The sequence below is a fragment of the Cryobacterium levicorallinum genome, assembly GCF_004402405.1.
Taxonomy (GTDB): Bacteria; Actinomycetota; Actinomycetes; order Actinomycetales; family Microbacteriaceae; genus Cryobacterium; species Cryobacterium levicorallinum.
On sequence record NZ_SOFE01000022.1, the window covers coordinates 136887 to 149584 of the forward strand.

Genomic DNA, 12698 nt, shown 5'->3' on the forward strand with positions numbered 1-12698 from the left:
CCCTCGTAATTTCACCGTGCGACGCCGCCCAGCGGCTCTCTGATCACTCGAGAGCCGCTAACCGACTGGCCGCGACCTAAGCGGATCGCACCCGGTAGTTCGCCCCCTTGTGCTCGTCGGGAAGACGGCCGCCCCGTCCGTGCAACTTGTTGCGCAGCGTGCCCTCGACGTACTCCTTCGGGTAGGCACCACGAGCCTGCAGCTCGGGGATCACATAGGTGACGACATCCTCAAACGTTCCGGGGGTGATGGCATAGGCCAGGTTAAAACCGTCCACATCCGTCTCCTCCACCCACTCCTGCAGGGTGTCGGCAATCTCCGAGCCTGAACCAACAATGAACGGGCCGAGGCCGCCGATAGCCGCCAGTCTGGCTATATCGCGTACCTTCCATTCGCTGCCGTCTGCATTCGCCTCCTGATAGTTGGCCACGACGGACTGAATCGCGTTGCTCTTGACATTACCGATGGGCTCGTCGAGGTCGTACTGCGAGAGGTCGATGCCCATCCAGCCGGACATGAAGACGAGCGCGCCCTCCTCGCTGGCATACGAGAGGTAGTCCTGGTACTTGTCCGTCGCCTTCTCCGACGTCTCGTCGGTGATGATCGTGAGGAGAGTGTAGATGCGCGCGGAATAGCGGCTGCGGCCTGCTTTTTCGAGGGCATCCCGAATTTTCGTGACGGTGGCCTTCAGCCCAGCCTTGGTCGATGACGCAACGAAGATCGCCTCTGCATTACCGGCAGCGAAGTCGATGCCGCGGGAGGATGCCCCCGCCTGGTAGATCACCGGTGTACGCTGCAGCGACGGCTCAGAGAGGTGGATACCCGGGACCGTGAAGTGCTTGCCGTGGTGGCCGATCTCGTGAACCTTGCTCGGGTCGGTGAACACCCCGGATTCGCGGTCGCGGATGACGGCGTCGTCCTCCCATGACCCTTCCCACAACTTGTACAACACCTCGAGGTACTCGTCCGCGTGGTCATACCGCGCGTCGTGCTCGAGCTGGTCTTCTTGACCCATGTTTCGTGCGGCGGATGGTAGGTATCCGGTGACCACGTTCCAGCCCACCCGCCCATTGGTCAGGTGGTCAAGGGTCGACATCCGTCGTGCAAACGGATACGGATGCTCGTACGCCGTACCAGCGGTCACCCCGAACCCCAGATGATCTGTCACTAATGCCATCGCCGAGATCAGCAGCACGGGGTCATTCACGGGAACCTGCGCACCATGCCGGATCGCGGCCTCATTCGAGCCGCCGTACACGTCGTAGGTGCCCAGAACGTCAGCGATGAAGATTCCGTCGAATCTTCCGCGCTCCAATAGTTTTGCGAGCTCGGTCCAGTAGTGCAGGTCTTTGTACCGCCAGGACTGGTCATCCGGGTGCCGCCACATTCCAGAGGACTGGTGGGCGACACAGTTCATGTCAAAGGCGTTGAATCGAATCTGTCTGGGCATCTGTCTATCGTGACTGTTGAGACCCGAACCGCGGCTTATGACGCAACATGGCGTCACATTACGACAGACATTCACGCTCAAAGCTCCCGACGGGGGACCCTTGATTCTGTCTTTGATTATTTTGTGAACGGAACCCGATGAGAACTCAAGAACAGGCCGCACTCGCCGGGCCGTGGCCGACCGACGGTGACCAGGGTGCGAAACATCTCGGTGGGCTGCATCCGGACGAGTTCAAGCTGGCGTTTCGCAATCATGCCGCCGGCGTCGCGGTGATCACCGCCGATGCCGGCGACGGCCCGGTCGGCCTGACCGCCACCTCGGTGTTCTCGGTGAGTGCCGAGCCACCGCTGCTGGTGTTCTCCCTCTCGGATCACGCCTCCAGCGCTCCGACCATCCGCCGCGCCGACACTGTCGTCGTGCATCTCCTCGGAGCTGAGCAATTGAACATTGCAAAGCTCTGCGCCACCAGCGGCGTCAACCGTTTCGCCGATACTGAAATTTGGGCCAGGCTCGCTACCGGTGAACCGTATTTCCCCAGCGCACACGCCTGGATTCGTGGGCGCATCATCAACCGGATGGCCGCGGGCAGTTCCACGATCATTGCCGTGCACGCACTCGAAGCCACGGTCGCCACCGATCAAGGCGGATCCGACCCGCTGGTCTACCACAACCGCACGTGGCACAGCCTCGACGAGCACTCGGCGCTGCGGAGCGTACCGGGAGCGTGAGGAGCGCCTACATTACGCCGCCTTACCGGCTCGTGTGCGCCCCCCTGCGCGGCGCGGTAGCGTCAAAGCGATGACCCTTCCCCTCGAGACCGCTGCAGCCAACGACAGCCTCTACTATCCGCCTGCTGGCCTCGTCGACTACGCCAACGTGGGCTCCGGCGCATGGCCCACCGCCGCGACTGACCCCGTCGCATTCTGGGAGCGGCAGGCCGACCGCCTCGACTGGGCGGAACGCTGGCACACCGCACACACGTGGGAGCCGGCCCTCGCCGACGCCAGCGGCACGCTCGAATCGGACGGGCATCCGTTGCTTTCGATCCCCCGTGCCCAGTGGTTTCTCGGCGGTCGGTTGAACGTGGCAGTCAATTGCGTCGACCGCCACGTCGATGCCGGGCACGGCGATCGGGTCGCCATCAACTTCGAGGGAGAGCGCGGCGACCGTGAGGTGATCACCTATGCAGATCTCCAGCGCAGGGTTGCGCAGGCCGCGAACGCCCTCATCGCTTTGGGAATCGTGGCGGGCGACCGCGTGGTCGTCTACCTCCCGGTCATACCGGAGACCATTGTCATCACCCTCGCCGTTGCCCGGCTCGGCGCGGTGCATTCCCTGGTGTTCGGGGGCTTCTCGGCCGCGGCGCTGCGATTTCGCCTTGAGGACACCGGGGCCAAACTGCTCGTCACCTCCGACGGCCAGTTTCGCCGCGGGGCCGCCGTAGCGGTGAAAGAGCAGGCGGATGTCGCTGTTGCGGGCATCGACGCGGTCGAACACGTGCTCGTCGTGCGGCGCACCGGAGACCTGACACCCAACGTGCCCTGGACAGCCGGCCGGGATGTCTGGTGGCACGACGTCGTCGACACCGCCGAAAACACCCACGACGCCGAGTTCTTCGACGCCGAAACGCCCCTCTTCATTATCTACACCTCGGGCACCACGGGCACCCCCAAGGGGCTCGTGCACACGTCGGGAGGCTATCTCACCCAAGCGTCGTGGAGCCACTGGGCAATCTTCGATGCAAAAGACTCCGACGTGTACTGGTGCACGGCCGACCTCGCGTGGGTCACGGCCCACACCTACGTGCTCTACGGCCCGTTCTCCAACGGCGCGACCTCCGTCATTTACGAGGGAACCCCAAACATTCCGCACCCTGGGCGCCATTTCGAGATCATCGAACGCTATGCGGTGACAACCTATTACACCGCTCCGACCCTCGTGCGCACCCTCATGACCTGGTTCCCAGATGGCGTGCCCGCCACCTTTGACCTCTCCAGCATCCGCCTCCTCGGCTCGGTTGGCGAGGCGATAAATCCGCACGCCTGGCTGTGGTTTCGAGAGAATATCGGCGCCGGCACGGCCCCCATCGTCGACACCTGGTGGCAGTCCGAGACCGGAGCGGCAATCGTGGCCCCGCTACCCGGGGTCACGGCCCTGAAGCCGGGGTCAGCTACCCACGCGCTGCCGGGACTCACCGTGCGTGTGGTCGACGATCAGGGCACGGATACCGAGCCCGGGTCGAGCGGATCCCTCGTGGTCGACGGCACGTGGCCGGCTATGGCCCGCACTGTGTGGGGCAACCCCGAACGGTACCGCGACGCGTATTGGAAGAAGTACGCCGCGCAAGGCTACTTTCTTGCCGGCGACAGCGCGAAGATCGACGCCGACGGCTACCTGTGGCTGCTCGGACGCATCGACGACGTCATCAACGTGTCCGGACACCGGCTGTCGACCATCGAGATCGAGTCGGCACTGGTCGCGCATCCCGCCGTCGGCGAGGCCGGGGTTGTTGGCATTCATGACGAGACCACCGGGCAGGCCATCGCCGCCTTCGTGATCCCCGCTCGGTCGCCCTCCGCTGCGGAGGCCGCCGATCCCCGGTTCTGGCGTGCCCTCGAAGCGGAACTCTCGCCGGCGCTCCGCTCCCAGGTCACCGTTCAGGTCGGAGCGATCGCTAAGCCGAGGGAGATCGTGGTGGTACCCGACCTGCCGAAGACTCGATCGGGCAAGATCATGCGTCGCCTGCTCGGCGATCTCATGGACGGACGCGAACTGGGCGATACAACGTCGCTGCAGGATGACACGGTGCCGCTCCAGATCAGACAGATCCTAGACGCCAGGCGCTCACCGGGCTAACCGCGTCAACACCCGATATAGCGTCAACGGTGCGCTCAGCAACGTGCCTTTTCAGCGCGGGAAATATGCGCAGGAATCGATTGGTCAGGAACGGCACCAGCGCGGGATTTCTGTGCCGACTAGTTGCGATGAGGTAGCCACTGATGGCAAAAATATGTAGCGACCACGACTATGAATCGGGATCCCGAGGACTCGGGGTGCTGCAGCGATGCCGGTCAACGTGCACGAGTGGCCCACAATCACAGCCAGAGCGGAGACGAGACTCAAGCAGATTATTCGTCGGCCTGATGATCGCTCCCCACAATTCGCCCAAGAGGCGACGGTGCCTCTGAACGAAGTATTGCAGTGAGAATGCGCTACCCGTAAGTAGACGAACTCACGACGCGAACCGGCAACGGTCTTCTGCAAGTTCACCTTGCAGGGCTGGGGGCCAGCTGAAGTTCACCAGGTGGCGAGGGCGAAGACGGTGAACGCGACGGCCGCGACCAGAGCGAGCAGGGTGCTCGCAATTATCACGACCAGAGTGATCTGACGTCGACGACGGATGCCCGCCGCGGCTCGCTGACGGATCTCGGCCGCCGCCTCGGCGAGGGCGATCCGGGCCGGATCGAGCGCGATCGGCTGCGACCCAGGTGTGGGTTGGGCTGGCGCGACGATGATTGGGACCGGTCGGGCCTGGTAGCGCACGCTCGAGCCGCTCTGCACCTGCGGCGGCTGGTAGCGACGCTGCAGATCGTCAACGACCGGGATGTGCGCCGGCCGGGTCGCCCGTCGGCTGCTCAGGAGAGTGTCGCTCGCCGCGCTGCCGCGGGGCGAGCGCACGGTTGCTTCGCCGTCGTCTTCGGGGTCGGCGGCGAGGTCGACGAGCGGATCGACCGCTGGGTCCACAGCTGGGTCCACAGCCTCGGGTCGGGCGTGGCGGGCGCGTGCCACGATGCGGGTGCGTTCGTCTGTGGCTCGCTGCACGATGACAGTGTCGTCGTTGTCCGTGCGCTGCACGATCACGGTGTCGTGGTTGTCCGTGCGCTGCACGATTACCGTGTCGTCGTCATCGTCACCGATGTCGGTGTCAGCCCCATCGCGTGGATCAGCGGGCGGCATTGCGGGCCACTCGTTGAACCGGGCGGGTGTCATCGGTTTGAGTGTCGATGGTCTCGGCGTGGTCTTCCTCGATCGCGACACCGTGCCAGGAGCTGACCCCGCCGGCGACGACGTCGATGACGATCACCGAGACGTTGTCGCGCCCGCCGTGCTCGAGAGCGCCGGCGAGCAGCAGGTCCGCGGTCTGCTGGGTGCTGCCGCCGAGCGTGAGCCCGGCCTTGATGCTCTCCTCGGAGAGCTCGCCGTGGAGTCCGTCGGAGCAGACCAGCAGCCGTTCGCCGGTCACCACCGGGCGCAGCCAGTAGTCGGTCGGGCTGTTGTCGGCGCCCATGGCCCGGGTGATCACATTCTTGCGGGCGAAGGTGGCGACATCCGCTTGCAGCAGTGTCCCCTCTTCGATGAGTTCCTGCGCGAGGGAATGGTCGACGGTGAGCTGGCTGAGTTCGCCGCCGTACAACCGGTAGACCCGGGAGTCGCCGACGTTCACGATGAGCCATTGCGGGGCATCGTCGTGGTCGATCAGGACGAGGCCGGTGAGGGTGCTGCCGGCGCCGCGCCCGGTCGCGTCCGACACCGCGCGCACCGCCGCGTGGGCGCGCTCAACGGCTGCTCCGACGTCCTCGGCCAGCAGCCCGGGGTGCGCGACGCAGCTCTGGAATTCGTCGATGACGGCGGAACTAGCCCGATGGCCGGCTTCGAGGCCGCCCATGCCGTCGGCGACGATGAACACCGGGGATGCGGCCAGCAGCGAGTCTTCGTTCTGCTGACGCTTGCGACCGACATCGGAGCGAAAGCCGCACTGCAGTGAGACCTGGGCACTGGTTGGCTGGAGGTGGGTCATATTCAGGCCTCCAGGTAGATGCGGGCCGCGAGCTCCCCCAGCAAAAACCGCTCGGTCAGCGACGCGCTCGCGCCCGCATCGAGCTCGCTCTCGTCGCCGGCGCCATCGATGAGCACGATGCCGTTGGTCGACTGCAGGTCGCGAATGCCCCAGGCCCCGTCAACGAAATCGAGGCGGGCGTGGGTCTTCGACACGGTCTTGCCGGGGTCCTGCAGCAAAACCAATTGCGCATCCGGATGTGCGCTGCCACGCGCAGGGTTGCGTCCGAGCAGCACGACCGGTTTGGTGAGCGAGACTTTCAGGCCGTGCTCGGTTTCCAGCGTCCATGGTTTCATGCGGCGCACGGCGATCATGGTCTCGTCGAAGTCGTCGTCCTCCGCGAGCTCGGTCTCGGTCTCGGTCTCGGTCTCGGTCTCGGTGCGGTCAGTGGCGCTCGCGGCCGGGCTTGGGGCCGGGATTGAGGCCAGCGGAGCTACTGGTGCAGGGACGACCGGTATGGGCACGACCGGTGCCGGCCCGGCCCACGCGTTCGTCGTGGCGACCGCGTGGGCCGGCGGGGCGGCGAGGGGTGGGGCATCCGTTTCGGCCGGTTGCGCGGGCGCGGCGGGGGCGACCGGCGGCGCAACGAGTGGTGCAGATGCTGGTGCAGACGCTGCTGGAGGTGCAGCAAATGATGCAAGAGCGGCCGGCGGAGCCAGCGGGGCAGGCGGGGCCGTGACGGCCGGGGGCTCGGCCGGAGACTTGGCCGGAGACTCGGCCGGGGGCGTCGGCGGCGACCTCACGTAGAACGGTGGCGGCCCAGTGGGCAGGCCACGCACGACCGGAGGCGGGGGCGTGGGCAGCGCGGCCGACAGCGGCAGCGACACAGGCGCGGGCGGCATCGGTGCAGCGAGCGGCGCGGGCACTGCAGCCGCGTGCGACGGTGCCGCGGCCTGACGAACGGGATCCGGGGCCACGGTCGGCGCGGACGCCGGGGACACCGGGCGCGCTGCGGGCACTGCGGGAACCGGCGACGCGGGCGACACCGCAGGAACGGGCGACGAGACAGGCGCGGCCGGGCCCGTCAGCGGCGGCACCGGGGTGAACGGCACATACCCGGTTGCGGCCGGTACCGGCAGCCAGCCGGTGTTGACGGACTTGCCGAATCCGAGCACGCCGGCCCAGATGGGGAAGGCGACCAGGTAGAGCAGGGTGAATCCGCCGCCGTGGCCGAGCCGTCGGTTGACGTTGTTGACCGCCAGGATGAAGACGATCAGGGCTCCGATATCGACGACCGGGATGAACAATCCCACGACCCACAGGGCCGGATACCGACCGAGCTCAAACAGGGTGATGATGTTGACGATCGGCACCCACGCCTTCCAGGCCTGTTCGCCGAGCTTGACGAAGACCTTGCCGAGGGCGATCGACGAAAACACATACAGGCCGAGGCCAAGTAGCACGGGCACCACGACGACGGCGATGACCGCTCCAGATGATTCATCCATTTACGATTTGCGGCCGCTGGTGCGCGGTCGCTCCCCCATTCTGCTGCTGGAGCGCCGGTTTGGGCGCACTGTGGTGACGTCTAGTCGAACTGTGCCGTGGCTGTGGTGTCGAAATCTGTGGTGTTGAAAACTGCGCGATCGGCCGGCATCCGCCAGTCGAGAGAAGGAGCGCAGCGAGAGGGCGGCAAGCCAGCGGTCGCGCCTGGTGCCGCTCGCGGCCAGCCCGGCGCGCTCAGCGGTGACGAGCGCCCAGAAAGCGTCACTGTCGCTGGCAACCGGGGGCACTTCGCCGAACACGGCCTGGTCGGCAAGCGCCGCGAGCATCTTGCCGCCGGCCGACTGGTAGTGCCGGGCGATCTCGACCCGGGTCATGCTGCCCTGGTCGGCGAAGCCGCGGTCGACGGCGGCGTCGACGTATTCGTCCCAGCCGCCGGCGAACCGCGCCGACACGTCCGGCGCCCGCGCCCGGTCCCGGCGTCGCTTGAACTTGGCGCCCAGAATGACCAGGAACGGTGTGCTCACCACGAGCAGGGCGGCGAGGCTGATGCCGCCGATCTTCAGGGCCGCGAACAGCCAGGCCAGGTCGGTGCGGGTGGCCGGTTCTTCTTCCTGCTGGTCTTCGCCACTGGTCGGGTTGGCCTCGGGGGCCCGCCGTTCGGTAGCTCCCTCGGGCAGCACCTCGGTGTTGTACTGCGGGTCGCGGGTGGCATCGTCGATTGGTGAGAGCGGGTTCTGAAACTGCGGGGTCGCGTCCACGGTGATCCAACTGCCGTCCACTCCGGCCACTTCGACCCAGGCCGCAAGGTTCTGGCCCGAGCAGACACCCTCGACGCAGGCCCCGGGTGCGCCAGTTACCGCGTCGGCCGCCGCGAGGCTGAATCCCAGCACTACACGGGATTCAAACCCGAGGTGCTGGGCCAGCAGCGCGGTCGCCACGGCGAATTGTTCGTCATCGCCGACGGCGGCGACCAGCTGGGAGTTCTCGGTCGAGGTGGTGTTGTTCTGCTTCTCCAGCAGGGCGGTGAACAGGGCATCGATGCGCGCGACCGAGTGGCCGGACAGGCTCGGCGAAAACTGGTAATCACCGAGGTCAGCGGTCCAGGACTGTGCCGTTGGAGTGGTCAGTGCGTGGCTGAGATAGCCGCGCTCCCGCAGCCGGCTGACGAGTTCGGCCAGTCCGGCACCGTCACTGCTGACCTCCTGCGCGGTGACCCAATCGGCGAGGCTCGCCGGAATCAGCGACTCATCGATCAGTCTGGACGCAGCCGCCGGGCGGGCGAGACCGGCCAGATCCGTCGCATCCGCTTCGCTCGGGGCAATGATCGTGTAACGGTCGCCGCTTTCGAGGGCATTCAGTTGAATACCGGATGCCGTCCCCGCGTTGTAGAAGAACCCGTCGCTAAGTTCCGCCGCGCGTTCGCCGGCAAAGCGGATGCTCGACAGCGCGTCGGTCCCCGGCATCCACACGCCCTGATACCCGCTGATCGCAAACGCGGTCGCCCGGCCGCCGCTGGCCGAGCCGCGGCTGTGGGGCACCCGGGCAAACGCGGTGTCCTGATCGCTCACGCCCGATATAGGATCGACGACCCGAAAGACCTCGCCGTCATAGTGACTGAGCACGGCCAGGCGCACCCGGCTCGTCGGGTCGCCCTCAACAGAAGTCACCGTGAATAGCTCTTCGTCATACCGCTCGGCGCTGAAGAAACTGCGGTATTGGCTCAGCGGGCTGACGTACTCGCGCAGCTCGACGGCGGGGTCGATGCTGCTGCGCAGCACCTCGCGGGCCGGAGTCGACGCTACCGCCGACAGCCCGCCGAGCGACACTGCGACGGCGAGTGCGAGCACGCCGAAGGCGAGGGCGCCGCGGCGCACCCGCCCGCCGAGGCCGCCAGGAGTGCGGCGCACCCCGGTCGTGCGGGCCGCCAAATTGAGGGCTTCGCTGCGGGCCAGGTGGGTGCGCCAGGCCAGAAAGCCGAAGCCGAGCAGCAGTGCGGCCAGTCCGATCAGGCTCTCCCGCGGTGCCGGAACGGTGTACCCGGCCAGCACCATCGGTGCGCTCTCGGCGCCGGGCCCGAACACCAGCCCGAACAGTTGCACGGCGAAGATCAGGGGAACGGCGAGGGCGTAGCGTCGGCCGCCGCGCCAGGCGAGCGTCAGGGACGCTGTCGTGCCGCCGAGGAACAGCACGAAGGCCGGCACCAGCAGGGTCTGGTACGACCCGACCGGCAGCGAAATGGTGACGAGTTCCTTCCAGCTGAACACCGTGGCGGCGACCAGGTCGAGCAGGCCGCCGAGGGCACCCGAGACGCTGGATAGCGCCGACGGCACGGCGAGCGGAACGCCGAGCAACAGGTAGACGCCGAGGGTGGCCAGCAGCAGGCTGAACCAGGACCAGCCGCGGGCGCGAGCAAGCCAGGCCAGCAGTATGCCCGCCGCGATCGCTCCGGCCGCCATCACCAGATAGCTGCTGTCCTGGTAGATCGGCCAGGCCGCCCAGACGGCGACCAGCAGCATCAGCACCACGAACAGGGCGTTGATCACGAGGGACCGTCGCTGGCTGGGTGCGCGACGCGGCCGACGCAAGGGCAGGAAACCGGGCGCGCTCATGCGGCCCGCCGGCTCAGCAGGGAGCGAAAGTCGTCGAGCACGCCGATGGTCAGCACGCTCGTGCCGGCCAGGTCGCGAAAGCTCGGCTGAGCTTTCGGGTTGCACAGAACGGCAACGACCCGCACGTTGCCGTCGAATTTGAGGGTGAGCGCCTGCAGCCGCCGGGCGGTCATGGCCCCGCCGCACACCACGAACGCGATCGACATATCGGGCACCACCTGGGCCGCGAGCAGACAGACATCTTCAACGTTCATGGCCTGCGCACTGGTCTCAATCGCGGTGAGGTCGTCGAGCAGGGTGCGGGTCGATACGACGCTCAAACTCCGCACCGAACGGATGCTGCTGCGCACGATATCGGGAATCTCCTCGCTCGCCACGACGGCCAGGTCCCGACCGTCGCGAATCGCGCGCACGCCGAGCGAACCGGTGGCGCTGACCGCCATCTCGAACTCGTCCTCGGAAGCGTATTCCGCCTGGTTCAGGCTCAGCACGATAGCTAGGCGCGAACGCCGGCTCTCCTCGAACTGGCGCACCATGAGCTTGCCGGTCTTGGCGGTTGACTTCCAGTGGATGTGTCGCTGCCCGTCGCCCGGCGCGTACTCCCGAATGGCGTGAAACGAGATATCGGAGTCGACGATGTCACTCGTCGGGTTGCCCTCGAGGTCGCGCACGAATCCGGCGCTCGTGCTCGGAATCGACACGGTCACCGGGTGCACGAACAGGCGATTCACGTCGGCCCAGGCCACTTCGCGGCCGAGCACGCCGAGCGGGTCGCTGCGCACGGTCGTGACCGGGCCCACATCGATGATGCCGCGGCGGTACGCGGGCACGCGAACGTGTTCCTCGTGCACCTGACCGGCGCGCAGCAGCGGCACGTAGACATCCGCTAGCCCCCGGCCGATTGGAACGTCGACGCGACCGGGCAGTTCGAGCCGCTTGGAGATATTGGTGACGGTGAGGGTGCCGAGCACTTCGGAACCGGCCACGACCCGATCGACCGGCAGCGTGAAATCGACGCTGTAGGCGCGGCCACCGGCCAGAAACGGCAGTGACATGAGGATGAGGGCGACCGCCACCCAGCCGATCACGATCAATTCGGTCCAGCCCAACGCCAGGCCGAGCGGCAGCAGCACGATCGCGGCCGTGACCACGACCCAGCCGGCCGGCGTGACCGTTTCGCCGACCCAGTCGACGGATGCCCGCACACCGATTCGCACAGCGCGCGCGGCCCGCATCCAGAGCACGACGGCGCCCACGAGGGTCAACGTCGTTGACCTATTCGTGCGCGTCGTGGCATACCGAGTGTGCGTTGCAGACCGGGTCTGGGTGCTGGTGCGCGCCAGATTTGATGTCTGGGAGCGCCGCGATTCGGTGTGAAAGCTCACGCCAGGTCGCTCCGACTGGGCGGCAGCACGTCGAGCAGAATCTGGCCGATAACGGCGCTCGCGGTGACGCCGTCGAACTCGGCCTCAGGGTCGAGCACCATCCGGTGGGCGAGCACCTGCTCGGCGAGCGCCTTCACGTCGTCGGGGGTGACGAAGCTGCGGCCGTGCGCGACGGCCCAGGTCTTCGCGGCCTTGGTAATGGCACGGGCGCCACGCACGCTGACGCCCATACGCACCTGGCGAGCATTGCGGGTCGCCTCGACCAGGCGACCGATGTAGTCGTAGATAAGAGGGTTCACGAAGACGCCGCGGGCGATGTCGCTCATGCTCACGAGCGCCTGCGGGGTGATCACCGGCGCGAGGTCGTGCCGCACATCGGCGGTGCCCTCGAGAATACGAATGGTCGCGGCGAGGTCGGGGTAGCCGAGCGAGGCCTTCATCATGAAGCGGTCGAGCTGGGCTTCGGGCAGCCGGTACGTGCCGGCGTGCTCGATCGGGTTCTGGGTGGCGATGACGAGAAACGGCACACCGGTGGAGCGGGTGACACCGTCGATGGTGACGTTGCCCTCCTCCATCGCTTCGAGCAGCGCCGACTGGGTTTTCGGGCTGGCCCGGTTGATCTCGTCGGCGAGCACGACGTTGGCGAAGATCGGTCCGCTGTGAAACTCGAACTCGCCGGTCTTCTGGTCGTACACGGTGATGCCGGTCACGTCGCCGGGCAGCAGGTCTGGCGTGAACTGAATTCGGGTCGAGACGCCCTGCACGGTCTGTGACATGGCGCGGGCCAGCGAGGTCTTGCCGGTGCCTGGGTAGTCTTCGAGCAGCAGGTGGCCCTCGCTGACCATCGCGGTGAAGGCGAGTTCGATCACGTGGCGCTTGCCGAGGACGACGCGTTCAACGTTGTCGACCATCACCGTGAAGGTCGCGGCGAACCATTCGGACTGCTCCGGGGTGATTGTCATGGGTAGCTC

Annotated in this window: 9 protein-coding genes; 2 read left to right on the forward strand and 7 right to left on the reverse strand. The window is 66.7% G+C overall.

The window, feature by feature from the left end; translation table 11 throughout:
• Nucleotides 1-76: 76 nt before the first annotated feature.
• Nucleotides 77-1450: an LLM class flavin-dependent oxidoreductase gene (locus E3O11_RS11090; protein ID WP_092452969.1), complete on the reverse strand. Its 1374-nt coding sequence runs from the start codon at nt 1448-1450 to the stop codon at nt 77-79.
• Nucleotides 1451-1587: 137 nt separating this feature from the next.
• Here E3O11_RS11090 and E3O11_RS11095 point away from each other — a divergent pair, with 137 nt between their 5' ends.
• Entirely contained in the window at nt 1588-2178 is a 591-nt protein-coding gene (locus E3O11_RS11095; RefSeq protein WP_092452972.1) for a flavin reductase family protein, read from the forward strand.
• A 70-nt stretch (nt 2179-2248) separates the two neighbouring features.
• Nucleotides 2249-4306, forward strand: coding sequence for an acetate--CoA ligase (gene acs / locus E3O11_RS11100; RefSeq protein WP_092452975.1), 2058 nt, complete (start codon nt 2249-2251; stop codon nt 4304-4306).
• A gap of 441 nt (nt 4307-4747) precedes the next feature.
• On the opposite strand, the gene E3O11_RS11105 is transcribed toward acs, so the two are convergent.
• From E3O11_RS11105 to E3O11_RS11130, 6 genes are all read right to left on the reverse strand, one after another.
• Nucleotides 4748-5407 carry a hypothetical protein gene (locus tag E3O11_RS11105; RefSeq protein WP_092452978.1) on the reverse strand — a complete coding sequence of 220 codons (660 nt, stop codon included), beginning with the start codon at nt 5405-5407 and terminating at the stop codon, nt 4748-4750.
• A complete protein-coding gene (locus tag E3O11_RS11110; RefSeq protein WP_092452981.1) occupies nt 5394-6248 on the reverse strand; it encodes a PP2C family protein-serine/threonine phosphatase in 855 nt (284 codons plus the stop codon). The genes E3O11_RS11105 and E3O11_RS11110 overlap by 14 nt, the downstream gene beginning before the upstream one ends.
• Nucleotides 6249-6250: 2 nt before the next feature.
• Nucleotides 6251-7735 carry a DUF5684 domain-containing protein gene (locus tag E3O11_RS11115; RefSeq protein WP_092452983.1) on the reverse strand — a complete coding sequence of 495 codons (1485 nt, stop codon included), beginning with the start codon at nt 7733-7735 and terminating at the stop codon, nt 6251-6253.
• Nucleotides 7736-10342, reverse strand: coding sequence for a transglutaminase domain-containing protein (locus tag E3O11_RS11120; protein ID WP_092452986.1), 2607 nt, complete (start codon nt 10340-10342; stop codon nt 7736-7738).
• Complete coding sequence (locus E3O11_RS11125) at nt 10339-11598, reverse strand: DUF58 domain-containing protein (protein WP_241994710.1); 1260 nt, start codon at nt 11596-11598, stop codon at nt 10339-10341. The genes E3O11_RS11120 and E3O11_RS11125 overlap by 4 nt, the downstream gene beginning before the upstream one ends.
• A 125-nt stretch (nt 11599-11723) precedes the next feature.
• Nucleotides 11724-12689, reverse strand: a complete 966-nt coding sequence (locus tag E3O11_RS11130; RefSeq protein WP_092452992.1) for an AAA family ATPase — start codon at nt 12687-12689, stop codon at nt 11724-11726.
• Between the last annotated feature and the right edge of the window lie 9 nt (nt 12690-12698).